14 protein-coding genes and 2 riboswitches are annotated in these 23,982 nt (G+C 68.5%); of the genes, 1 reads left to right on the plus strand and 13 read right to left on the minus strand.

The annotated features are described in order from the left end of the window. Nucleotides 1-16: 16 nt before the first annotated feature. From pbpC to KAR29_RS13925, 5 genes are all read right to left on the minus strand, one after another. The gene (gene pbpC / locus KAR29_RS13905) at nt 17-2,176 is read right to left on the minus strand and encodes a penicillin-binding protein 1C (RefSeq protein WP_274373593.1); all 2,160 of its coding nucleotides are present in this window, start codon (nt 2,174-2,176) and stop codon (nt 17-19) included. Next, entirely contained in the window at nt 2,177-7,339 is a 5,163-nt protein-coding gene (locus KAR29_RS13910; RefSeq protein ID WP_274373594.1) for an Ig-like domain-containing alpha-2-macroglobulin family protein, read from the minus strand. Nucleotides 7,340-7,527: 188 nt separating this feature from the next. Continuing rightward, nucleotides 7,528-7,998: a hypothetical protein gene (locus KAR29_RS13915; protein ID WP_274373595.1), complete on the minus strand. Its 471-nt coding sequence runs from the start codon at nt 7,996-7,998 to the stop codon at nt 7,528-7,530. Between the two features lie 149 nt (nt 7,999-8,147). Then, nucleotides 8,148-8,450 carry a DUF2442 domain-containing protein gene (locus KAR29_RS13920; RefSeq protein WP_274373596.1) on the minus strand — a complete coding sequence of 101 codons (303 nt, stop codon included), beginning with the start codon at nt 8,448-8,450 and terminating at the stop codon, nt 8,148-8,150. Nucleotides 8,451-8,669: 219 nt separating this feature from the next. Continuing rightward, the gene (locus KAR29_RS13925; protein WP_274373597.1) at nt 8,670-11,174 is read right to left on the minus strand and encodes a helix-turn-helix transcriptional regulator; all 2,505 of its coding nucleotides are present in this window, start codon (nt 11,172-11,174) and stop codon (nt 8,670-8,672) included. A gap of 307 nt (nt 11,175-11,481) precedes the next feature. Continuing rightward, a riboswitch (molybdenum cofactor riboswitch) is annotated at nt 11,482-11,599 on the plus strand. 125 nt (nt 11,600-11,724) lie between these two features. On the opposite strand from KAR29_RS13925, the gene KAR29_RS13930 reads away from it, so the two are divergent. Beyond that, nucleotides 11,725-13,035 carry a substrate-binding domain-containing protein gene (locus KAR29_RS13930; protein ID WP_274373598.1) on the plus strand — a complete coding sequence of 437 codons (1,311 nt, stop codon included), beginning with the start codon at nt 11,725-11,727 and terminating at the stop codon, nt 13,033-13,035. 105 nt (nt 13,036-13,140) lie between these two features. Here KAR29_RS13930 and KAR29_RS13935 read toward each other — a convergent pair whose 3' ends face one another. The 8 genes from KAR29_RS13935 to KAR29_RS13970 all read right to left on the minus strand — a co-directional run bounded on the left by KAR29_RS13935 (nt 13,141) and on the right by KAR29_RS13970 (nt 23,633). After that, nucleotides 13,141-14,982, minus strand: coding sequence for an ASKHA domain-containing protein (locus KAR29_RS13935; protein WP_274373599.1), 1,842 nt, complete (start codon nt 14,980-14,982; stop codon nt 13,141-13,143). A gap of 89 nt (nt 14,983-15,071) precedes the next feature. Further along, nucleotides 15,072-15,752: a hypothetical protein gene (locus KAR29_RS13940; protein ID WP_274373600.1), complete on the minus strand. Its 681-nt coding sequence runs from the start codon at nt 15,750-15,752 to the stop codon at nt 15,072-15,074. Between the two features lie 86 nt (nt 15,753-15,838). Then, on the minus strand, nt 15,839-17,806 hold the full coding sequence (locus KAR29_RS13945) for a TonB-dependent receptor plug domain-containing protein (protein WP_274373601.1): 1,968 nt from the start codon (nt 17,804-17,806) through the stop codon (nt 15,839-15,841). 97 nt (nt 17,807-17,903) lie between these two features. Then, nucleotides 17,904-19,214, minus strand: a complete 1,311-nt coding sequence (locus KAR29_RS13950; RefSeq protein ID WP_274373602.1) for a Synerg-CTERM sorting domain-containing protein — start codon at nt 19,212-19,214, stop codon at nt 17,904-17,906. Nucleotides 19,215-19,315: 101 nt separating this feature from the next. Then, nucleotides 19,316-19,512, minus strand: a riboswitch (cobalamin riboswitch). A gap of 61 nt (nt 19,513-19,573) precedes the next feature. Beyond that, the gene (locus tag KAR29_RS13955) at nt 19,574-20,707 is read right to left on the minus strand and encodes an MGDG synthase family glycosyltransferase (protein WP_274373603.1); all 1,134 of its coding nucleotides are present in this window, start codon (nt 20,705-20,707) and stop codon (nt 19,574-19,576) included. 95 nt (nt 20,708-20,802) lie between these two features. After that, nucleotides 20,803-21,783 (minus strand): TIM barrel protein, encoded by a 981-nt coding sequence (locus tag KAR29_RS13960; RefSeq protein ID WP_274373604.1) that lies wholly within the window; start codon nt 21,781-21,783, stop codon nt 20,803-20,805. Next, nucleotides 21,780-22,415 carry a trimeric intracellular cation channel family protein gene (locus KAR29_RS13965; RefSeq protein ID WP_274373605.1) on the minus strand — a complete coding sequence of 212 codons (636 nt, stop codon included), beginning with the start codon at nt 22,413-22,415 and terminating at the stop codon, nt 21,780-21,782. Before KAR29_RS13965 ends, KAR29_RS13960 begins: the two co-directional genes overlap by 4 nt. 210 nt (nt 22,416-22,625) lie before the next feature. Then, nucleotides 22,626-23,633, minus strand: a complete 1,008-nt coding sequence (locus KAR29_RS13970; protein ID WP_274373606.1) for a DHH family phosphoesterase — start codon at nt 23,631-23,633, stop codon at nt 22,626-22,628. Nucleotides 23,634-23,982: the final 349 nt, after the last annotated feature.

The raw sequence follows: 23,982 nt of genomic DNA on the forward strand, positions 1-23,982 counted from the left end.
AGCCGCGGGACCCCGCTCAGGGCTGTCCCGCCCCCCAGGGCGTCACCTCGACGTGGACGCTGTGAAAGCGCCCCGCCTCGTCGACGGCGCCGACTCTGTGCCGTCCGGCCGAAAGGGTCCAGAAAAGGGTCTGTCCCGGCCGGGCCTCTCCCAGATGGAGGCCGTCGACGAACCAGCCGACCCGCCCCCTCGCCCCTTCGCAGGCCAGGGGCACCCGAGGGGGATCGCCCCAGGGGGGCAGGAGGTAGGTGGCGCCCTCGAGGGGAGAGGCGATCCGGAAAAGGGCCTCTTTGAGGGGCCTCTCTCCGGGCGGAGCCAATTCGTGAGGCCACAGGGTGACGCCCTGCCCCCCCTGCCACCGGTGGAGGGAGCAGGGCCCGGAGGGGGAGAGGCCGGGAAGATACCAGGCCTCGACGAGATGGGGACAGGCCGACGTGGGCGGCAGACCCGAGAGGGAACAGACGGCGCGGCGGCCCACGGAGGCGGGACGCTCGGGCAGGGAGCCCCCCAGGACGGCCATGATCTCGACGGCGGGAGGGACGGCCGCGGCGAGTCCGATCAGTTCCGCATGGGACGTCCCCAGGGGGTCGCCCATCCAGACGACGACGGTCCACGCCTCGTTCCAGGCCACGGCCCAGGCGTCGCGGAGGCCGTAGGAGGTGCCCGTCTTGAGGGCCATCTCCGCCCGTCCCCGGAGGAGGCTGCGCTGGGCCGGAGAGAGGCGGCGGCCGTCGCCGAGGATCTGGCCGACGAGGAAGGCGCTTCCCTCCGAGAAGGGCGAGGACGCCTCCCTGAGGCCCTCTCCCTCGACGAAGCGCAAGGGGCCGTCGCGCCCCGAGGCGAGCGTCCTGTAGGCCCGGGCCATTTCGAGCGGCGTCACCTCGCAGCCTCCCAGGACGAGGGAGTCGCCGTAGCGGGCGCCGTCGCCGGTGAGTCGGGAGAAGCCGAGCCCCCGGAGGCGGTGGAGGAAGCGCTCGACGCCGAGGGCCCTCAGGGCCCGGACGGCGGGGACGTTGAGGGAATCGGCCAGGGCGTCGGCCATGGAGACGGGGCCTCGGTAGCGCAGATCGAAGTTGCGCGGCGCCCGGCCCGAAAGGGCCAGGGGCGTGTCGGCCATGAGGGACGACGGCGAGAGGAGCCCCTCGTCGAGGGCCATAGCGTAGAGGAAGGGCTTCAGAGCCGATCCCGGCGATCGGGGGGCCGAGGCGCAGTCGACCCAGCCCCAGGGCAGGGAGGAGCCGAATCGGCCGTTTCCGACGTAGGCCCGGACCGATCCATCGCGGTTGTCGACGACGACGGCCGCCGCCGTCACCTCCTGGGGCAGGGGGCGCAGCCCCGCCGCGAGGCTGTCGAGGACGAGGCGCTGAAGGGAGGCGTCCAGGGTCGAACGGCCGCCGCCGCGGCTCAGGACCTGGGAGGCGAAGAGGAACTCCTCCCGGGGGAGGGTCATGGCCCGGGGGATCGCCTCGGCCATGGCCAGACGGGCCTCCGATTCCGTCACCCGCCCCCGCCGCGCCAGCTCGGCCAGGATGAGATCTCTCCTGGCCCTGAGCCGCTCGGGATAGAGGTCGGGCCTGTAGCGCGTGGGCCCCTTGAGAAGGGCCGTCAGCGTGGCCGCCTCGGCCAGGGAGAGGTCCCGAGGCCGCTTGTTCCACCAGGCCAGGGCTCCCGCCGCCGCTCCCTTCAGGTTGCCGCCGAAGGGAGCCCTGTTGAGGTAGGCCTCGAGGATCGCCTCTTTCGGGAGGCGGCGCTCCAGGGCCAGGGCCTGGAGGAACTCGACGGCCTTGGCCCCCAGGGTTCTCGGCCGGGGATGAAGGAGGCGGACGAGCTGGCTCGTCAGCGTCGACCCTCCGGAGACGATCCTCCCCTGTCTCAGGTTCTGGGCGACGGCCCGGATAAGGCCGATTCCGTCGACGCCTCCGTGGCCGAAAAAGCGACGGTCCTCCACCTCGACGACGACGAGAGGAAGCCAGCGTCCCATCTCCTCCAGGGGAAGGGGGAGACAGACCTCCTCGTTCTCCGTCAGTCCCGCCCAGAGAAGCCGTCCCTCCCGGTCGGTCACCGTCGGCGACGCCTCGAGAGGGGGCGCCTCCTCGACGGGAAGGAGGGACGGCGTCTGCCAGAGAAGGGCCGCCAGGAGGGCGCCCAGAAGGATCGCCCCGGGACCTCGGGCCATCTAGCGGACCGTCAGCCGTCCCCCGCCGCCGAGGCTGCGGACTCCCGGGGCGTACATGGCCTCGGCCACGACGGGAGGGAGGGCGAAATCGCCTCGGGCAACGACGCGGCAGCGGTACCCGAGAGTGACGCTTCCGTCCAGGGCGTCGGGAAAGAGGAGGACCCTGTCGAAGCGGACGTCGCGACGGGCTCCGACCGTCTCCTCCGCAGGCCCCAGGGCGGGATTCCAGACGTCGAAACAGCCGGGGAGAAGATCGACGACGACGACGTCGCGAACCGCCCCCGTGGGGACGATGTCGATGCGGACATGAATCTCCTGGCCCAGGGTCAGGGGCCGGCTCGTGTCGATGGCCACGCCCTCCCTGTCGGTGAAGGTGCGGCGCACCCGGATGCCCCGGTCCTCGGCCGCGACGGCGTCGAGGGGGACGCCCGATGCCGTCCAGGAGGCGTAGAGGGGACCGGGACCGGCGTTTTCCACCTTCCAGGCGACGAAGCGGTCGGCCGAAAGGAGAAGGTCGTCGCCCGTGGCCAGGGAGACCGGCCTCGTGCCGTCGTCGACGACGGCCGAGAAGGGGCGGAGGTCGGCCCGGGCGAGGTAGGGGCCCAGGGCCATAAGGGCCGTGGCCGCCTCCTGGGAGGAGAGAGGCCCGGAGGCGACGGAGCGGAGGAGCTCGGCGGCCAGAGAGGCCTCGGCGGCTCCGCCTCGATCGAGGACGCCCAGGGCAAGGAGACGGAGGGCCCGGTCCCTGAGGGGCGAGGCGTAGCGATCGCGTCCCTGGAGGCCGGTGCCGCCGGCGAGGGCCAATCCCTCCTCTTTTTTGCCGCCAAGGCCGTAGGCGCCGGCCAGGAGGGCCCGCCCGGCGTCGTCCATTTCGCCGGCCCTCTCGGCGAGCCAGGCCATCCAGCCCAGAGGGGGCTCCCCCGAGAGGGCCATGACGTAGGCGGCGTAGGCCTTGCGCGACAGGGCTTCCCCGTCGTCGGAGATGTCGGAGAGGACCGACGCCAGGAAGGACCGGACGCGGCGGGCCATGGCTTCGGGGACCTGTCCCGCCTCGAGAGAGGCCAGGAAATGGGCGGCATAGAGGCTTCCCCAGCCGTCTAAGGAGCCGTTGGGCCAGGAGGCGAAGCCTCCGTTGTAGAGCTGGTAGGTCTGGAGCCTGGCGACGGTCTCCCCGATGGATCGGGCCCCGGCGGCTCTGTCGGGAAGGACGACGAGAGGCCATGCCGAGGAGACAAGCTGTTCCAGGCAGCCGTAGGGGTAGTCCCTCAGGAGGGCGACGAGGGGGAGCAGATCGGCCTCGGGCGATCCCGAGAGGTAAAGGGAGGTCCGAAGCGTCCCCGGAAGCCAGCGCCCCTCCTCCTTCATGACGAAGGAGCCTCCTTCGATGACGGCGCTCCCCGAAAGGGTGAGGGGAGGCATGGGCGGACGGACGACGGTCTCCCTTTCGACGACGAAATCGAGGTCCGGTCCCCTGACGGCGACGGAAAGGGCCCCGTATCCCGATTCGGCGGAGGCCTCCAGGGGAAGGTCGAGGAGGCGGCTCTCGCCGGGGGCCACCGTCAGGGAGAAGGCCGATTGGCCGTCGAGCCTCAGCGAACCCCGGGCCTCGACGGCCACCTCCAGGGTCAGATCGCCCGAGGCCGTCGAGAGAATCTGGAGGGGGACGACGGGGCGGTCGCCGGGGGCGAGAACCTGGGGAAGGCTCGGATCGACGGTCAGGGGCCGGGAGACGGTCACGTCGTCCTGGGCCGAGCCGACGGAGGCGCCGGAGAAGACGGCCATGAGGCGGGCCCCGCCGGAGAACTGGGGCAGGTCGAAGGAGGTTCGGGCCTCGCCCTCCTCGACGGCCAGGGAGCGGACCTCGGAGAGAAGGCGGAACCCTCGGGCCTGAAAGGGCGAGAGGAGGGGCCCCTGGGCGGCTCCCGCTCCGCCGGCGGGATGAAGCAGGGGCGTCTGGCGCGACTCGACGGGGATCAGCTCGTCGTAGAGGTCGCGGGCTCTCGAGCCCAGCCTGCGCCGGGCCGTGAAGAGCGCCTGCGGGTCGGGCGTCTCGTGGCCCGTGAGCCCCAGAACGGCCCGATCGACCAGAGCCAGCCAGATCTCTCCCGACAGAGGCCGGCCCCTGTCGTCGGTGACGCGGACGACGGCGGGGAGGGTCCCGCCGGGCTCGGCCCTGTCGGGGAGCTCGAGGGTCACCGAGGCGCGGCTCGACCCCGTCTCCACCGGCAGGGGGAGAGCTCCCAGGGCGCTGACGGGGCCGTCGCCCCCGGCGGGACGGATCATCTGGAAGGTGCACCAGCCGTTGGGCCAGATGCGCCCGTCGACGGAGAAGGCGACGTTGCCCGAGGCGCCGGCGCGGAGGACGCGGGCTTCGACGAGGCCTTCGGCCTCGACGGTGAAGAGGGCCCGCCCCGGGAAGGGGGCCCGATAGGCCAGGGAGGCCCGATCGCCGGCCCCGTAACGGTCCCTGTCCAGCTCCAGTTCGACCCGGTCGGGGAGAGAGGCGCCCCTGGCGGCGCTCCCCCAGGGGCGCCAGACGTCGAAGCGCGTCGAGGCCGACGACCCCTCGCCGTCGGAGAGGACGAGAAGGAAGCGCCCCTCGCCGCCGGGCCGGAGGGAGAGAGGCGCCCGTCCCTTCCCGAGGGCCACAGTCCCCTGCGAGAGGGGCACCTTCTCCTCCTGCCAGCCCATCCGTGTCCGACCCTCTTCGCGGACCATGACGTAGCGGTCGGCCAGGGAGAAAAGCTCCCAGGTCAGGGAGACCTCGGCGGGAAGGTCGTCGGCCGTGACGGCGGCCACCTCGAAGGGAAGGGGCCTGTCGGGAAGGAGATCTCCCTCGGGGCTGCGGATGCCGATCTGGAGAGGCGTCACGGCGCAGGGAAGGGAGAGGGGACGAAAGACCCAGCGGCCGCCCGGTTCCATGACCTGGAGGGAGAGGGCAAGCTCCACCAGGGACGGGGCCGTCCACTCGCCGGGCACAGTCCAGTCGCAGGAGGCCCGGCCCGACGCGTCGAGGACGCCCGAGGCGATGAAGAGCTCCGAGCCCTGGAAATCCTTCTCGCCGTCGCCGAAGACGAACTGGGGGAAGCGGGCGGAGCGGTAGGTCCGGGGCAGGGTACGGGCCTGAAGCTCCCATTCGAGGTCCGGCGCCGGGGCACCGAAGAGGTAGGCGGCGCCGAAGGAGAGGTTCAGCGCCTCGCCCCCCCGCGTCTGGGATCGAGAGGAGGCCAGGTCCGCCTCGATGCGGGGCGGAGTGAAATCCTCGACCTGGAAGACGGCGCCGCCCAGAGGCGTCTCCTCCGCTCCGGGCACGAAAAGGTCGAAGCGGTAGCGCCCCGTGGGCGACTCGACGGGGAGCTCGAAGGCGGCCGTCGCCGTCCCCTGGGCGGAGAGGGACTCGACACCCCGGAAGGCCTCCATCCCCAGGGCGTTGGTCACCTTCCAGAGGACCGGGAAGGTGCCGGGCAGGGCCATCCGGGGACCGCGGACGCAAGAGGTGATCGTCACGCCTTCGCCGGGACGGAAGATGCCGCGGGGAAGCAGGCAGGCGGCCTCGTAGGTCGTCACCCAGGGGGAACCCGATCGGTCGGCGCCGTCGGCGAAGCGGTCTCCCGCCAAGGTCAGGAAGGAGAGGTCTCCCTCGTGAGCGACGGTGACGACGGCCGGACGCAGCTGAGGGTCCCAGGGGACATCCCTCTCGGCGACCCAGAGGCCGTCGCCGTCGGTCACGCCCTGAGCCAGGAGCTGGTTGCTCGACGAGTAGACCGAGACGGCGGCTCCCTTGACGGCCTCGGCCGAGGAGAGACCGTTGACCCAGACCAGCAGCCCCCTCTCCCAGACGCGGGCCGAAAGTCCCAGATCGGTCAGGGTCACCACCTGACGCGCCACGTCCCAGCCGTCGGCTCCGTCGCGGGCCTCGACGAGAAAGACGCCGCGATCTTCGCCGAGAAGGGCACCGAGATCGAGGGCGCTGCGGACCGTCCCGTTGAGGCGGCTGTCGACGCGGAAGGCCGTCGTCCCCAGAGAGCGGCTAAGGGCCTTGGGCGGCTCCGTCCCCTCCCCGAGCGCTCCCGTGACGAGGGGGACGTTGTTCGGGTAGAGCTTCCAAGCCGAGACGTCGACGGCATCGACGTTGACCGTCTCCAGGGGGATGCGCGGCGCCTCGGCCGTCGAGAGGAAGGTCCCCGCCACGGGAAAGCGCAGAGAACGGTCCCGATCGGGAAGGACGAGGGAGAGAATCTCGTCGGCGCCCAGCCCCTCGCCCCCGCCCAGCCCCTTTTTCAGGGTGACGGTGACCCTCTCGCGGGGGGCGAAGGCGCCGACGAGGGCAAAGCCGCCGTAGAGAGGCTCGACGCGGAAGGCTCTCTCCGGCGACAGGGCCAGGTAGCCCCGGACGTCGGCGGGGTCGACGGGACGGGAGGTGTAGAGGACGAGCCGTCCTTCGTCATCGCCGCTCTCGGCGTAGCTTCCGGTGACGGAAAGGCGCGGCGAGGCGTCGAGAGTGATCGTCTCCGTCGTCTCGAGCCCCAGAGGTCCCGCATCGGAGGCGAGTCCCCTCTCGACGGTCAGCCGGAGGGACGGGCCCGAGAGGGACTCGGTCCTGACGACGACCCTCTCAGACGGCACCTGCCCCTGCGGGGTCAGCTCGACCCTCCGCCCGTCGCTCTCGGCCGTGACGAAGCCGGCCAATCGCTGAGGCGGAACAGGAAGGGAGAAGGAGAATTCCAGCGTCATCTCCCCGTAAGGCGTCCGCTCCGTGGGACGGACGGAGAGAAGCTTCAGCGGAGCCGTGCGGAACTCGAAGGACTGAGGCCCGGCCAGAAGACGCCCCGATCGGTCGCGGAGCGCCTTGAGGGTCACGCGGTACTCCGTCGCCGGAGCCAGGGCGGCGCGCGGCGTGAAGACGAGCCGGTCGGGTCCGTCCCAGACGGCGTCGCCCTCGAGGGGCGGCCTGATCTCCAGGGGCAGCGATTGGGACGGCACGATCTTCCCGACCAGCCCCGCTTCGGCCACGGGGGCCGAGAAGGTCAGGCCGATCTCCGGCCGGCCCGACGTCTCCCCCTGAGGAGAAAAGGAAAGAACGGAAAAATCATCGGCCCTGGCCCCTGCCGCCCAGGCCCAGAAAAGGAAGAACGAGCCCCACAGCACCATTCCTTTTCTCATCGCGATCCCCACCTTCCCCGTTCTCGGATCGACGACCCCGCAAGGCGCCACGGGGCGGACGACGGACGACGACGGCCCTTCCGGGCCTCGGCACAGCACCCTCATCTTACCTCACGGCGCCGAGAAAGGAAGGTCTCTCCGCTCCTCGGTCGGCCGCGATCGTCCCGTCGGACCGCCTTCCTCCTCGGTCACTCCCATCGGGATTCCCTGAAGGTGTCGCACCCGCCCCTGGACCAGGAAAGACGGGCCTCCTCCAGGGGAACGACGAGCTCCCGCGATCCTCCCGGGCCGGAAAGGGCCAGAAGAAGGCTATCGCCCTCGATACGCAGGGCTTCGAGCGCCTGCAGCCTCTCTCCCGACAGGGGCATAAATCCCGAAAAATCGCCGTCACCGTCGAAAAAGCAGACGCCCTCCGGCTCACCCTCCACGGCGTCGGAGGGGGTGATCGTCGCCCAGGCCACGAAGGTCGGCGACAGCCCCTCCACCGTCCCCAGTCTCGCCCCCGCGACAGGCGATGACCGGAAAAACCGTTGAACCCGCCAGACCCGATCTCCCTCGCGGACGGCGTAGGAAAAGCCCGATTCGGGGATCGGAGGCTGCCAAATCACCCAGAGAAGGGCACCTCCCAAGAGCAGGGCCAGGCCCCTTTTCGCCCTCATTTCGCCTTTTCCCCCCGGCCGAGGCCATGGGGCACATCGACGGCACACTCCCCCAGAGACTCCGCGGTCCGCCTCCCCCGGCAACACCGGGAGTCCCCCTTCAAGACGAAAAGGGGCACCGCGAAAAGAGCGGTTTTTCCTGTCATCACCTATCTGCCTCCCTCTCCCATCCCCTCGGACAAGGGATGGACGTCGCAGAAAACGACATCCATCAGCTCGCGGACCGTGACGATCACTCGTCCGTCGCCCCAGGAAATGACGTCGCCGTCGGTAGCGACGGCGCGGAAGAGCGCGACGTCACGCAAGTCACCGTAGCGAGCCGTATTCAGCTTCCGGCTCACGTCGACGACGATGACGCTGCCCGTCTCCATCTCCACGAAGAGACGCCAATCGTTCAGAGGAACGATAGACCTTATGAAGGCCACCCTTCTCCCTCCTCTCTTTTCCGCCATGCCCCTCACCTCCGTCCGTCAGCGGTCCCGTTCCCCCGAGGCCATCGTACCCGACCTCGTATGTCAGGAGACGGACCTCGCCCGACACCACGGGAGTGCGACCCAGGCCGCACTCCCCTTTGCCCACCGTCAATGCCCTGTCACGTCGGAGAGGCTCTCCCCATCCTCTTCGAGGATAGGGAGAGCCTCTCCGGAAAACCATAACCCTTGCGGGTAGTTTCAGGAGTAGTCTTTCCTGAGAGCCCTTTGCACGTCACGGCGAGAACCGATCTGGAGTTTACGGAAAACCGACTTGAGGTGATATTTGACGGTGTTCTCCGACAGGAAGAGTTCGGCGGCGATCTCGCCGTTGTTTTTTCCCTCGGCGACGCGCCGAGCCACCTCGTATTCCCGCGACGTGAGGCCGCCGGGACGTCCCTCCTTTCCCGGGAGACCGGAGAGGAGCCTTTCCCTGCCCCGGCCGTAGCGTGCCCTGAGCTCCAGGAGCTCGTGGCGTCCGTCGGCCTCTTTGCCGGACAGGGCCTTGTCGAGAAGAGATCCCAGGAGGTCGGCGTTTTCCGCGAAGGGGAGGTAAAGCCCGTCGGGCAGGGCCAGGTCGAGGGCCCGGACCAGGGTGTCGACGCCGTCGCTCTCCCGGCCCAGGCGGCTCTGGGCGACGGCGATGTCAAGGGTCACGCAGATTTCGGCCAAGAGGCTCCGGTAGCGCCGGGCCGCGAAGAGAAACGCTTCGGAGCGCAGGACCACCTCCCGCTCCCGCCCCGTCAGAAGCAGGAGGCGCCCGTAGATCATGAAGGCGAAGGGGACGGAGGGAGAGAGCGTCTTGAGGAAGTGGCCCTCCCGGAGCCAGGCGGGCACGCCGTCGGGAGCGTCGAGGAGGACAGCCGTGAACCCCGCGGCCATGTCGGCGATCCGCCTCGACAGAGCGTAGGAAGAGTGACGGGCGCACTCTTCCATGAGGGCTCGACTCGCGTCGCGGGACGGCCCGTCGCCGTGAAGCAGCGCGATCCGCTGGAGAAGGAAGGTCGCGCAGAGATAGAGGCTGTCCTGATCGTGGCGATGGGTCACTTCGAGGGCCTTCAAGGCCAGGCCTTCGGCCTCGCCGTCACGTCCGCGGCAGAAGAGGGCCTCGGCACGGAAAAGCAGGTCGGCTCCGCTGCCGTTACCCGACGTCAGGGCGCTGTAACGGGGAAGCCAGTAATCCATCTGGTCCATCTCGCTATCCAGCCGGCCCGGGTCGCGATGGTACATCCCCAAAACCGAGGGCCAGCCGAAGGTCCAGGGCGAATCGGGCTCGAAGAGGGAGCTCGTCGTCCCCAGCAGCTCCCATGCACGCTGATGGCTTTTTCCCATCCCCTCGATGTCGTTGTAGGCGCCGAAGGAGATGGCCAGGTGGAGTTCTCCCAACAGGGAGCGGCGCCTTCCCTCGTCCATGTCGCTTTTGTCCAGGAGCTCCTTCATCTCGGCGCAGAGTCGGCCGTAGAGCGCCATATCGCCCAGAGTGAAGGCCTCGAAGGCGATGGAGATGAAGGTGAAGGCATGGTCGCGACGCAGCTCGGGCGTGGCGTTGTCGACGACGTCGCGCAGGAGGGGAAGCATCGTATCGAGGCTCTTGTCCAGGACGGCCCGAGACAGGTCGGCGCAGCGCAGATCGAGGGAGAGGATGGCCGGGAAGTCTCGGAGACGGTAGAAGAAGTCCAGGGCACGGGTCTTTTCGCCCTGACCGGCACACCACTGGCCGGCCCGGTGGAGAATCGCCCGCCGCAGCGGTTGGGGCTCGTCGCGCAGGGCCGAACGGACGAAGTCGAGAATGATGGCGTGGAGAAAATACCGGCGGCTGGTGATGTCGTAGCGCACAAAGGGGCCGCGGCGAAGGCCTTCGACAAGAGATTCCGAAAGGGCTTCGACGCCGAGGAGAAAGCAGGCCTGAGGCAGAGAGAAGCTGTCGAAGGGAGAAAGGCGGAAGAGAACGTGCCGTTCCTCCAGGGAGAGATCGCGCCAGAACAGCTCGTGGACGAGCTCGTAGATGCCGGTCTTGTGCCCGAAGGAGCCGTTGCGGATGAAGCTCACCAACTGGAGGTACAAGGCGGCGATCCATCCCTCGGAGTAGCGGTGAAGGCTTTCCATCTGCTCCCGATTCAGCTCCACCCCGGCCAGACGGTAGTACTCCCCGATCTCCTCGGCCCGAAGATAGAGGTCCTCGTTGTCGATGCGGAGCACGCCCGCGTTGCTCAGGACGGCCAGCCCCCGCGACGAGAGCTGCTGGGTGAGGATGACGACCTTGAGCCTCTTGCCGCCGTGCTCGACGAGGGCCCGCCAGACCGACGGCGGGAGGTTCTTCTGAATGAATTGGAAGTTGTCGCAGACCAGGTAGGTCGGGTCGTCGCAGCGCAGCTCCATCAGCGCCTGGGCGATCTCCCCCTGATTCTCCTCGACGGGAAATCCCTGGCGGAGCAGGCGGGAACCGGTTTCGGGATCGATGGCCTCGAGCTCGCGGCTCAGCCGCAGCCACCCCGAGGTGCAGGGCTCCTCGCTGGCCACGAACCAGCGGACCTCGGCGCCTTTGCCCTCTTCCTGCGCGAAAAAATCCTGAACGGCCGTCGTCTTGCCCGCTCCGGAAGGGGCCTCGACGAAGGTCGTGCGGAACGTGCCGATCCGCCTCAGCCGCGACTGCAACCGGTCCGAGTAGTAGTGAACCTGAGGGAGATAGGTCTGGGAGGGGGACATGGCGTCTCCTTTGTCGTCTTGGCCCGAGCGAACAGGCGCCTTCGGGCACAGAGGCTAGGGCTAGGGCGAGGCACGGGCGGAGCGGTCCGTCATCGCTCGGACGAGACCCTGCCCAGAACTCCGCCGAAAGGATTCCTCAAAGGCGTCGACGGCCACTCCCCGCCGGGGTCCGATGCGGCAGGACTTCCGATTCCGCGTTCCCTCCTGAATCTTTCTCGGAGGAGAAGGGGGCTCGCTTGATGTCTTTCGCGCTCTTCGACGCCCCTCCTTGAAGAGGAACGGCTCGGCGTCTACAATCTTCTGGTCATTATTCATACGCCTCCGAGCCCGACGGCCTAAAGGGACCTCCCCACGGCACCGGGCCGATAGGGTGGAGCCGGAAACGGCTTCGCCTCCCTGCGGAAAGGAGGAAACCGGTGCGGTCCCCGAGACCGGCTTTCCGTCGTTTCCGGAAAGCCGGTCCTTTTTATCCCCAGAAGGAGGTGCGACGGAAGGGGCGGGGACGAGAACCGCGACATCATCGACAGCCACAAGAGAGGGAGGATCTTCCATGATCGGCACGTTCTCCAGCGGTTTCAGACGTCTTGTCCTTTCCGTTTTCTGCCTGTCTCTTCTCGCCGCCGCCGCCTTCTCGGCGACGACGGTCCGCGTCCAGGGCTCCATGGTGACGGAGAAATACTCTCTGGCCCTGAAGGAAAGCTACTCGGCCGCCCATCCCGACGTCGCCGTCGACGTCGCCACCGTCGGCAAAGACGGCGGTCTCATCAACCTCGCCGCCGGGAGCGCCGACATCGTCAACTCCACCCTCGCCCTCGCCGACCAGGACCGAGAGGAGGTTCTCGAGGCCATCGAGGCCGCCGAAGAGGCGGGTGTCGTCTTCACCGAGCTTCCCACGACGATCGACCCCGTCATCTTCTGCGTCAACCCCGACAACCCCGTCAGAAACCTCACCTTCGACGCGCTGCGCGACATCTACACGGGCGTCGTCACCAACTGGAGCGAGGTGGGCGGAGAGGACCGGGAGATCGTCGTCTGGATCAGCGACTACGACAGCGACAGCAAGATGCACGTCGTGAGCCGAGACCTCCTGGCCGGACGGGCCCAGGCGCCGGGCGCCCGCGTGGACGCCAAGGGAAAGAACATGCTGACGGAGGTCTCCAACGACGTGGCCGCCATCGGCTACGACAGCCGTTTCTACTGCCTGGCCGACCTGAGGGACAATCCGGCCAAGAAATTCGTCATGGTCGACGTGGGCCCCTCCGACGATCCCGCGCCGTCGGCCCCCTCGCGCAAATTCCCCGTGGCCCGTCACCTCTGGACCGTCTACCGCGAGGACATCTCGGACGAGGCCCTCGGTTTCCTCCTCTATTCCCTCTCTCCGGAGGGACAGAAGATCACCGCCTCCAACGACATGGTCCCCACCCTGGGAGCCATCGAGACCCTCGAGGTGACCTGGTGGGACGGCAGGGCCTACCTTCCCCTGCTGACCGTCGACGAGGCCCTCGGCGGCGCCATGGAGGCCTCCTGCGCCATGCCGGGCGAGAAGACCCTCTACGTCCGCAACAACAGCCGTTACGACGGCCTCGCCCTCCGGTGCGTCGCCGCCGACGGGACGGAGAAGGCCCTCGACGTGAGAGGGACCTTCCTCGACGGCGACTTCGCCGACAGGAGCCTTCCCATGGGCGAGGTCACCGAAATCGGCCTGCCCGACCTCGCCGCCGGCGACAGGCTTCACTTCACCTTCAACGGCCAGCCCGTGACCCTCACCTTCACCGGCGAGGGGTCGAGCGGCTGCAACGGCTTCGGGCCCCTTTCCCTCATCCTGCTCCTGCCCCTTCTGATCCTGCGACGCCCCTTCTGACGACGCTACGATGACGCCGGAGAGGGATGGAGGAGAAATTCCTCCATCCCTCTTTTATTTTTCCGCCGAGACCCTGGAAGGCCGGGGCGGAAAAGGAGATCCCCCTCAGGCCCCTCCCCGGCTCTCCAGGCGGAGGGCCTCGATGAAACGGTCCTGGAAGGTCCCCCGACCTTCGAGGTCGACCGACTCGGCTCGGTCGGCCAGGGCCTGGGCCTCGTCCCAGGCCTCCGGCCCCCCAAGGAGGACCGTCAGGGCCCCCTCTCCGGCTCCGTTGCCGACGGAGGCGATCCGGCCCCTCATCGCCTCGGGGAAAAGCCCCAGGGCCAGCAGCGATTCGGGACGGAGGGCGCCGCCGAAGGCCCCGGCCAGAAGGCACTCGTCGACGTCGTTCCAGGTCAGCCCCTCCCTGTCGAGAAGCTCTTCCATGGCGGCCTGGAGGGCCCCCTTGGCCAGCTGAAGCTGGCGGATGTCCTGCTGGGTCAGGACGAGAGTGCCCTGTTCGGCGGAGCCGAGGCGGATCCGCCGTCGGCCTTCGAGGCTTTCGACGCGCCGGGCCAGGCGGGGAAAGGGGATCGCCTCGCCGTCGGCGATCCTTCCCGAGCCGTCGACGGCTCCTTTCCGGACCAGCAGGGCGACGACGTCGATGAGGCCCGGCCCGCAGAGGCCCTCGACGGTTCCGCCGCCGATGACGGAGAGGGCGATGTCGTCGTCCCGCCAGAGGGCGCCGTCGACGGCGCCGGGAAGGGCCACCATCCCCGACGAGACGTTCCCGCCCTCGAAGGCGGGGCCGGCGGCAGTGGAGCCGACGACGATCCGCTCGCCGACGACGAGGGCGATCTCCCCGTTGGTCCCCACGTCGACGAGGAGGCGTCTTTTCGGGGGAAGGGCGGCGGCGCGAACGAGGAGGCCCGTCATGTCGGAGCCGACGAAACGGCCCAGCAGGGGAAGAAAGCGGACCCGCGCCCACGGCGCGAGGGGAAGAGCGACGTCGCCGGCCCGAAGGGGCGGCGTGCGGCGCAGGAGAGGGGCGAAGGGAAGCCTTCCCAGCGTGACGGGCGAGAGCCCCAGGAAGAGGTGGTGCATGACGGCGTTGCCGACGAGGAGAACGTCGACGCAGTGGCCGACGTCGAGCCCCTCTCCGTCGGCCAGGGCGACAAGCAGGCGTCCCGCCTCGGCTCGGACCGAATCGGTCAGGGCCCGCAGAGAGGCGGCGTCGGCCAGGCCCCGGGCGATGCGGGAGAGGACGTCGCCGCCGTAGAGGGCCTGGGGATTCCGCCCCCTCAGGGCGGCCAGGACCCTTCCCCTCTCCAGGTCGACGAGGTAGGCGACAAGCGTCGTCGTGCCGATGTCGCAGACGGCCCCGAGAGGCCGGGCCCCCTCCCGATGGGGGAGAAAGCCGGCCAGGACGCCCCCTCGCAGGACGGCCAGGAGGGAGGTCCGCCAGCCCGGCCGCAGACCGTCTCCGAGGGAGGCCGCCCCATCGAGGTTTCCCGCTTCGACGGCATGGCCCGCCCGGGCCAGCATGGAGCCGATCCCTTCGAGGACGCTCGCCGACGGGGCCAGCTCGTCCCAGTCGAAGGAAAGGGGGACGAAGACCGTCTCCTGAACCGTCTTTCGAGCCTCTCCGTCGAAGGGAACCGTCCCGCCCCCTCCCGGGACGCCGAGGGTCACCGTCGCCTCCCCCGCGAGACGGGCGCGGCAGGCCAGGCGGATTTCTGCGGACCGGGAGCCCAGGAGGGCTCTCTCCCCTTCGTCGGCAGGGGAGAGGTCTCCCGAGACTCTCAGGCGGCAGCCGCCGCAGAGCCCTCGGCCGCCGCAGGGGGCCTCGACGAAGAAGCCCTCCCGGCGGAGGACGTCGAGAAGGGTCTCGCCGACGGAGGCCTCGACGGTCCTTTCCGACGGGCCGAAACGGATCGTGAGGCGGCAGGAACGGCTGCTCTTGTCCATCGGACGCTCCCTCCTCGCGAAACGATCGTGGAGATCGGGACAGCCTCTCAGGGATGGGCCGCCGCGGCGGGACCGGCTGCCTCGACGGCTCACCCCTCGCGGCGCCAGAGGCAGCTCTCCCTCAGGCGGCAGTCGCCGCAGAGGGAGCCGATCCGGTCGCCGCCGAATCCGGCACCGAGGCCGACGGCCAGGGAGAGGCTCTTGAAGGGGCGAAGCAGGGCCTGAGGGGATAAAGAGACGCCGATCGACGACGGATCGAGAAAGGCGGCGATCTCCCTCTGCCCCTCGACGGACCATCCTTCGAGAGAGCCCGGCAGGAGGGCCGGTCCCGTCCCCGAGCCGAGCGATCGGGCCCATCCCTCGACGTCGCCGAAGAGCCGGGCCGTGAGGGCCTCCAGGGCCAGAGTGCCCGCCCCGTCGAGGATCGCCGCCCTCGGCGGATCCTCGTCCGCGAGGGCCCGGACCTTCTCCTCCAGGCCGGGGCCGATCGTCGCCAGGGCCAGGGCGACCCGGGAGGCTCCCGCCAGGAGGCGCCACCGGGGCCCGATGGAGAGACTTCCTCTGCGCCCGTCCAGGTCGAGATCGACGGCGCCGTCGCCGAGACGCCTCACGTCGGCGACGGTCCAGACGAAGGCCGGATCGAGAAGGCCCGCCAGCTCGGCCAGAAGGGACGAGACAAGAGGCCGGAAGGCCTCGCGGCGCCTTCGGCCGACCCTCTCCAGAAGCCTTTCCGCATCGACGGCGACGACGACGTTCCTCTCTACCTTCACGCCCCTTCACCCCTTCCCGGCAAAGACTAACACCGGGGCCTCCCCTGAGGGAAGCCCCGGCCGAAAAAGGAGGGAGACCGTCCGACTCAGAACTTCCAGAGGAGGCTGACCAGCCAGGTCCTCCCCTGAAGGGGATACCAGGCCAGCCCTTCGGCCCCGCTCGTGGGGACGAGGGTCATCTCCTTGGACTTGTCGAAAAGGTCGTTGACGCCGACGGTGAGGACCTTGTCGTCGTCCAGGTTCCAGCTCAGGCCGGCGTTGACGACGGTGAGGTCGCTGTAGCAGACCGTCTCGCGCTGGTCCAGGTAGTTGTCGCCCGTGTAGTCCACCTCGCCGAAGAGACGGAGCCGCTCCGAGGCGGCATAGGCCAGACGGGCGTGGACGGCGCTCTCGGGGCGGTTGGGCAGCCTCTTGTCGTACTGGAAACTGTCGGCCGTCTTGTTGAGGGCCCTCATGTAGGTGTAGGAGAGGGTCAGGTCCCAGGGATGACGGATGAAGCGCGTCTCCAGCTCGACGCCGTCGATCTCGGCGTCGCTGACGTTCTGGTACTGGCCGTAGCGGGGGTTGATCATGATGAACTCGACGAGGTTGTCCACCTCGCTGTGGAAATAGGTCAGGCCGACGCGGGTTTCGACGGACCGCCACGCCCCCTTCCAGTGGAGCCCCAGGTCCCATTGGCTCCCCTCCTCCCAGTCGAGCTTCTCGTTGGGCAGGATGGTGGCGCCGTCGCCGTAGAGCTCGTAGAAGTTGGGCGCCCGGTGGTACCGGCCGAAGGAGGTCTTGAGGCGCCAGGCGGGAGCGAAGAGCCAGTCGGCGGCCAGAGACCAGGAGAGGTGTCCCTCGCCGTCGACGTCGTTCCACTTCAGCGTCGGGACGGCGACGAGCGTCCCCGCCCTGTTGAGGGTGATCGAGTCCTGAAGGGAGAGGTCGATCTTGTCCCGTCCGAAGCGGCTCTTGCCCCCCAGGTTGTCCACGACGTCTCCCTCGACGTCCAGATTCTCGCGGGAATAGGTCCCGAAGAACTCCAGGTAGTGATCGAGGCCGACGGGGAGCGAGGCCGCGAGGGAGAGGAAGTCCCGGTCCGATTTGTAGAGGTTGTGGAGGTCGCCGTACTGGCCCAGGTAGTTGTAGGGGTTGAAGAACTCCTTCTCCTGCTCCAGATGGCCCGCCTGAAGGCTCATGTCGACGTCGCCGACGCGGAAGGTCCGTCCCAGGGCGACGTCCCACTTCTCCGTCTCCAGGCGGGTCCCGTCGCGCTGCGAGCTCCTCTTGTCGTTGCCCGGAGCCTGAAGGGGCAGGTCGCGCGTCCGGTCCTGCCAGGAGAAACGGGCCGTCCAGGCGTCACGGCTCCACTTGAGGAGCAGGTTGCGCTGGTCCCAGCCGTTGTTGAGGCGCGTCGCCTCGTAGTCGTCGTTGCCGTTGTAGGCCGTGCCGTTGTCGTTGAGGTAGGAGAAATCGCCGTCGCTGCCCGAGAACTCCGTGGCGACGAGGAGGTCGCCGCTCAGAAGGGGCGTGGCGTAGCGCAGGGCCGAGCGGTACTCGCCGTACTCTCCCAGCCCGACCAGGAGAGAGCCCTGGGCCCTTTCGGGGGCCACGGTGACGATGTTGATGACGGCCCCCATGCCCGAGACGCCGAAGGCGGCCGGGACGTGGCCCCGATAGACCTCGATGCGGGCCACGTTCTCGACGGGAATGGTCGCCAGGTCGACGGCGGCCTCGCTCTCGAGGTTGGCCAGGACGCCGTCGACGTAGACGGCCACCTGGGCCGACGTGCTCCCCCGGACGGAGGCCACCGTGTAGCCGCCCCGTCCCTGGGTGCGGATGACGTGGACGCCCACGGACTGGTCGAGCAGCTCCGGCAGGGTCTTGAACTCGCCGCGGACCTCTTCGGGGACGATGACCGTCACCGCTCCGGGAGAGACGTCCTGATCCTCGTCGCCGAGGGCTCCGGCCGTGACGAGGACCGAAGGCAGCTCCGTCACGGCCTCGACGGGGCGGGCCCCGAGGCCCAGGGCGACGAGGGCCGCCGCCAGCAAGGGAATCCTTTTTCTCATGGTCTGCGCCATCCTCTCGCCTATCGTCCCGAAAGAGCCGGGACGGCCCTGCCGCCCCGGCTCTTCCTTTTCAGCTGTAGCCCGCCTCTTCCGGGGCCTAGCGCCTGCCCGAAAGAAGGAAAAGGGGCACGAGGAGGAGCAGGCCGGCGGGGACGAAGCCGCCGTTGCAGCCGCCGCTCGAGCCGCCGCTGGGACGGAGGATCTCGCCGGAGAAGCTCAGGCCCGCCGCGGGAAGAAGATCGTAGGGATTGCCGCCCAGCTCGGTGGCCTCGTAGGCCCTCAGGAGGGCCCCCGCCCTGTCGATCGTGACGGCGGCGTAGCTCCCCTCGACCCAGAAACGGTCCGTGGCGCCGTCGAAGAAGAGGGTGCCTCCGAAGCCGATGCCCAGGCCGTAGGCCACCTCCGAAAGGTCGACCTCCTTGTCCTCCCAGAAGTCGTCGGCCAGGGCCGCCGCCTCGAGTCCGCCGACGGTCGTCCGGTAGAGCAGGGTCGGGTTCAGCCAGTTCGACGAGGCCACATTGACGAGGAGGGCCCCGTCGGAGGCGACGGCGAGGCCGCAGTAGCCGTAGGTGGTGTCGGGAAGGGCCGAGCCGTCGTCGATGACGGTGGCCGTGAAGGCCGTCAGGTCCACCTTGACGAGGGAGGGCTCGAGGGCGCCGCCGTAGCCGCCTCCGAAACAGGCCACGTAGAGGGCGTTGCCGTAAAGGGCCATGGCGGCCTTCGTGACGGCGGCGCCGGGGTTCTTGCCCACGTTCAGGCTGTCGACGACGGTCATGTCGGGGAGGGAGATCTTGTAGAGCCGACCGGCGTCGTAGGTGAAGGTGCCGTCCACGTCGGAGACGAGGGCGTAGAGGTAGCCGTCGACGATGCGGAAATCCTTGACCTGGTCGGTGAAGGCGTCGCCGTCGTCGAAGGAGAGGGTCTCGACGGGTTCGACGTCGGCCGTCCCGTCGAGGAAGTCCGCGACGTCATACTGCTCGATCGATCCCGGCCGGAGTCCCGTGTTGCCCCAGTTGGCCACGTAGAGGTAGTCGCCCTCGACCTGGGCCTGCTGGATGTTGTCGCCGAAGGCCTTCTGGGCCACGGGGCCCGACCAGTCCTCTCCGGGGTAGAGGCTCACCGTGTCGGCCGTGCCGCTCCCCTTGTACTCGCGGAGGAGGATCTTCTTCTCGCCCCAGATCTCGACGACGAAGCCCATGGGATCGACGCCCAGGCCCGTGACGAGGTTCTGGGAGATCACGTCGGGACTGGCCATCTCGATCGTGCCCAGAGTGGCCGCCGTGTAGGTGTTGTCGACGGTCAGGAAGACGGCGTCGGCATCGGTCAGGGCGGCCCAGGAGGTCCCCGCCGCCAGGGCGAAGACGAGGGCCAGGAGCAGGCTCCAGCGGAACGTTCCGGTTCGTTTCATTTCACACACTCCTCCTCGGACGGTTGAAGGCCTCGGACCAACGAAAAAGGCCCCTCTCGGGGCCTCGGACGCGAAACGAACGGCCTCCCCGGCCCTCGAGGGAGACTGTCGCCGGAGAGGTTTCGGTATCCGGACTCGGGATCGCCTGCGGCGCGCGCCTCACCGACCGAGTCGGTTGCCTCGCACGCCTCGTCGCCCTCACCGTAGCGGGACTGTGCCGGATTCTCACCGGCTTCCCGAAAGATCTCTCCCCATCTTTTGCCGAATCAGGCCTCAGGCCTCTTCGTCGTGAATAAAAATAGGTCCAGCGCCCCGGCAAGTCAAGGACCCCTCCACGATAAAGGTCCGTCTTTTTTGTCCTATCGCCGTTCGAGCCTCTCCAGAACCTCGACGGCCACCGTCCGTCCCGCCTCGGGTCGGGCCAGAGAGAGGGCGCACCGTCGGAGCCGGGCCCTCTCGGTCTCGTCGGCCAGAAGGGTCTCGGCCTTGATGCGGGCCGTCCTGTAATCGAAGAGGACCCGCGCCGCCCCCCTGTCGAGGAGGTAGTCGCTGTTGCGCTGCTCCTGGCCCGGTATGGGGTCGACGATGACCATGGGCGTCGCCGTGCAGAGGATCTCCGACGTCGACAGCCCCCCGGGCTTGGTGAAGATGAGGTCCGAGGCGACGTAGTGGTTTTCGATGGCGTCGACGAAGCCGGAAACCCGGAGCCTCGTCACCCCGCCGAAGCGCTCCTCGAGGCGGGAGCGCACCTTCGCGTTGTTGCCGCAGACGGCCAGGATCGTCAGATCTCCTTCGAGGAGGGAGGCGATGACCTCCTCGAAGGGGCCGACGCCGATGCCTCCTCCCATGACGAGGACGACCCTCTCCTCGTCGGCCAGATTCAGGGCGGCGCGGGCCTCGGCCTTCGACGGGAGAGAACCGTAGCGGGGCGACACGGGAATGCCCGAGACGACGACGCGGTCCATGGCGATGCCGTCGGCCCCGTACTGGAGGGCCGTCTCGTCGCTGGCGACGAACCAGCCCGTGAAGGGGTGGTGGCGGTGGAAGAGATGGCTCAGGAAGTCGGTGTTGACGTAGAAGACGGGACGGCGGGGCAGCAGGCGCTCGGCCACGGCGGCGGCGCCGAAGAAGTGGGTGAAAAGAAGGGCGTCGGGGTTGAAGGCCTCGAGACGCTCGATGAGACGGCTCAGATGGAGCCTCTCCGTCAGCTCGTTGAGGGTGGCCACGACGCCGTCGGCGGCCTCGGGCTCGTCGAGGCTGTCGTAGAAGTAGCCCCAGAGCTGGGGGGCCCGACGGACCATCTCCAGATAGGATCGGGTGTAGAGTCCCCGGACGAGGGCGTTGGTGAAGTCGAGCGTGTCGAGACAGAGCGTCTCGCAGCCGGGAGACTCCCTTTCGAACCAGCGGGCCAGGGCCAGGGCCGCCGTCTTGTGGCCCGTTCCGGCCGAGGCGTAGAGCAGGGCAATTCTTCGTTTCCGCCCCTGGATCACCATCGTAGGACCTCCTCGTGAGTGACGCGCTTCTCCTGCAAGAAGCGCCCGTTCGAAACCGCGTCGTCCCCCGCTCCCGGCCTCGGGCGGGAACCGCTTCATGCCGGTCCGGATCTCAGGGCGCGGCGCTGGGTGACGACGGCGGCGCTTTTGGCCTCCACCGTAGGGGCGTTCAGTTCGTGGGTGACGAAAAGAGGCTCGACCCGTTCGACGAGGGCGCGGGCGACGCCGGTCTCGAAGGGACGGTGTTCGTCGACGAGAAAGAGCCTGCGCCGCGCCTCGTCGGCCCTCTCCCTCAGGGTCCTGCCCCTCAGGTCGGCGGCGGCGGCGAAGAAGCCGGTCCGGCGCCGCAGCGGTCCCGAGAGGCTCTTGTGGAGGTGGACGGCCTCGATGCGGTCGACGACCCAGACAGGGAGGGCGTCGAGACGGGCCAGGACGTAGGCGAGGGCCTCCTCCTCCGTCTTTGGCTCGTCGGTCGTGTTGAGCAGATGCCCCACGTCGAGAAGAAAGGCCCAGTCGTCGAAGGGGAGAGCCTCGGCGAAGGCCTCGATGGGACCGGCGTCGAGAAAGGTGAGCCCCGGCCACCAGAGGTTCTCGAAGTAAAGGCGCATCGGCGGCCTGCCGCCGAAGGGGGCGCAGGCCCGGGCGAGAAGTTCGGCCAGGGCCTGAAGGACCTCGTCGTCGCCGTTGACGACGCCGTTGGTGGCGATCTCGTCGGCTCCGGCGTTGGCCAGGTGGAAGACGGCGTAGTCGGGCTCGAGCGTCGCCCCCTGGGCCATGTAGCGGCTCAGGTTGGCGACGAGGTCGTCGCGGCTGGAGCCGCCGAAGTAGTAGAGGGGTTCCTCCCCTCCCAGGTCGTCCGGCAGGGGACGTCCCTGCCAGAGGTGATACCAGTCCATCCAGTAGGGGAGGTGAATGCCCGTCGCCGCCTCGGGCGGAGCCCCTCCCGTGCCGTCGAAGGCCGTGAGAAGCTCCAGTCCGTCGAGACCCAGGGAACGCCAGTGGTCCAAAGCCGTCGGCCAGTCGCCGAAGGGCTCGAGATCGAAGGGGTAGACGGAGAAATTGACGAGCTCCTTCACGACGGGAAACCCCGTCGAAGAAGGCGTCGGGCCATGGGAAGGCGCAGCCCCAGAGCCAGAGAGGAAAGGCGCAGAGCGACGACGGAGCCGAAGGCCAGAAAGGCCGCCGCGACCTCGCCCGTCAGGGGGAGGAGAAGGAGGAAGAGCCCCCCTCCCGCCAGAGAGGCCGTGGCGTAGACTTCCCGTCGGAGGACGAAGGGGATCTCCCGGACGAGAAGATCGCGGATCATGCCCCCTCCGACGCCGGTCAGACAGGCCATGAAGAGGACGGGGACCGCCGAGGTCTGGCCCAGCCTGAGACAGACGAGGGCGCCCTCGACGGTGAAGGCCCCGAGGCCGACGGCGTCGCACAGAAGGAAGAGCCCTTTTCCCCCCTCGGGTCCCCTGGGCAGGAAGAGGGCCGCCGAGGCGGCCGCAAGGGCCACGACAAGGGAAAGAGGCGATCGGAAGGCCTCGGGCGGCGTGTTGCCCAGAATCAGGGCCCTCAGAATCCCTCCGCCCAGGGCCGTCGTCAGGGCCAGGACGACGAGGCCGAAGAGATCGAGTCTCTTTCTCATGGCGACGAGAGGCCCCGACAGGGCGAAAGCCGCCGTGCCGACGAGGTCCATCGCCGGAAGCCAGCCGGAAACCATGGTGATCGGAACCTCCTTAAGCGCCTTCCCGAGGGCCTCTCCCAAAGAGGGGCGAAGCGTCGGCGCGGGAGACCCTCGAAAAAGTTTCATCTTTCGAGGTGACGGCCCTCTCCCACGAGGCAGAGGGTTTCCGCGCTCCGCCGACAGGGAGCACTCCCGACCCTCCTTCGGGAGCGCCGACCCGTCACGGCTTCCCGGCGCCGCCTCCCGTCACTTTCCCTCCATCTTGGCCCTGAGGAGGTCGCCCAGGGTGAGGCCGACGGGGCGCTCCTGATCGCGGGCCGTCCTGATGCCCGACAGAAGGGTGTCGCGAATCTGGCTCTGGCTGAAGTGAGCCGGAAAGTAGAGGGCCGCCGCGTCGCCGTGTCCGCCGCCGCGCACCTTTTTGCCGTCCTTGAGGAGCCCCACGATCCGGGCCGCCAGCCCCTGGCGGCTCCTGAGGGAGACGGCCCAGTCGCCGTAGACGCGGCGGCTGCAGACGGCCACCATCTCGGGCGGATTCTCCGATCGGTCGAGGATGAGGCCGCAGAAGTCGGAGGCGTCTCCGAAATCGAGGATCCCCGTCGGAACGAGGGCCAGGTCGTCGCCGTGGCGCTCGACCTGCTCCAGGGCCCGACGGAAGCGCTCTTCCTGGCGCGCGATGAAGTCCAGGGCCAGAGTCAGCTCGTGAGGCGACATCTCGGCCCGGCCGTCGGCGACGAGGCGGCAGAAGACGCTCCAGGGACCGCAGAGGGTGATCAGGGCCTGCCAGTGGCGGCTCTCCTCGTACCGGCCCAGCCAGAGATCCCTGTCGTTGGCGATCTCGACGAGACGTTCCAGTCCCAGGAGTCGGTCCCTGACGGGCCCCTCGGGCGTCCGCTCCAGAAGCCAGAGGTAGTAGACCTTGGCGGCGCAGTGGGCCACGTCGACGACGGCCCACTTTCTGTTGGAGAAGACCTCGGCCGTCGTCTTGTGATGATCGAAGAGGACGGGAGAGGCGACACCTTCGTAGAAGCGGTCCATCTCGTCGACGGTCTCCCGCCTCTGACAGAAGAGATCGACGACGAGCAGGTCCTGACCGGCCTTCATCGTCTCCAGGATGAGGGCATCGACCTCGCCGTAGCCGGTGAGGGTGACCTTGACGGGCGATCTCTCGGGAAAATGGCCGTGCCACGCCACGGCTGCCGCCGTGACTCCGTCGAGATCGGTGTGACTGATGACGTGAAGCAACTTATCCACCGGCGACGCCTCCTTGAGCGGAACTTTCTCCCTGATCGACGTCCCCCATTTTACCCGACGAAGGGCCCTCCGCAGGAGGCTTTTTCGATGAAAGTTTTCCACATATCCACAGGCCCTGTGGATATGTGGAGCCTTCCGCTGCGAGCGGCTTCGTCACGGGACTGTCACGATTGGTGAGTTTCTTCATGAGATCGTGAAAAAAGGGCAAACCCCGCCGATAGCCTCTCGACTTATCCACGATACCTGGGGAAAAGTTGTGGGTAAGTGGATAACTTATGTGGAAGAGCCTGTGGTATGATGGCATGTGCCTGTGGATAACCTTTCAGACGCTCTTTCGAGGTGAACGCCT

Origin of the sequence: Aminithiophilus ramosus, from assembly GCF_018069705.1 — a bacterium.
Lineage (GTDB): Bacteria > Synergistota > Synergistia > Synergistales > Aminithiophilaceae > Aminithiophilus > Aminithiophilus ramosus.

Coding starts and splice junctions, on each gene's coding strand:
- KAR29_RS13925 (WP_274373597.1), bottom strand. CDS start 11,174: ATGTCCCCCTCCCAGACCTATCTCCCTCAGGTTCACTACTACTCGGAC.
- KAR29_RS13935 (WP_274373599.1), bottom strand. CDS start 14,982: ATGGACAAGAGCAGCCGTTCCTGCCGCCTCACGATCCGTTTCGGCCCG.
- pbpC (WP_274373593.1), bottom strand. CDS start 2,176: ATGGCCCGAGGTCCCGGGGCGATCCTTCTGGGCGCCCTCCTGGCGGCC.
- KAR29_RS13910 (WP_274373594.1), bottom strand. CDS start 7,339: ATGAGAAAAGGAATGGTGCTGTGGGGCTCGTTCTTCCTTTTCTGGGCC.
- KAR29_RS13945 (WP_274373601.1), bottom strand. CDS start 17,806: ATGAGAAAAAGGATTCCCTTGCTGGCGGCGGCCCTCGTCGCCCTGGGC.
- KAR29_RS13920 (WP_274373596.1), bottom strand. CDS start 8,450: ATGGCGGAAAAGAGAGGAGGGAGAAGGGTGGCCTTCATAAGGTCTATC.
- KAR29_RS13955 (WP_274373603.1), bottom strand. CDS start 20,707: ATGGTGATCCAGGGGCGGAAACGAAGAATTGCCCTGCTCTACGCCTCG.
- KAR29_RS13950 (WP_274373602.1), bottom strand. CDS start 19,214: ATGAAACGAACCGGAACGTTCCGCTGGAGCCTGCTCCTGGCCCTCGTC.
- KAR29_RS13930 (WP_274373598.1), top strand. CDS start 11,725: ATGATCGGCACGTTCTCCAGCGGTTTCAGACGTCTTGTCCTTTCCGTT.
- KAR29_RS13965 (WP_274373605.1), bottom strand. CDS start 22,415: ATGGTTTCCGGCTGGCTTCCGGCGATGGACCTCGTCGGCACGGCGGCT.
- KAR29_RS13915 (WP_274373595.1), bottom strand. CDS start 7,998: ATGAGGGCGAAAAGGGGCCTGGCCCTGCTCTTGGGAGGTGCCCTTCTC.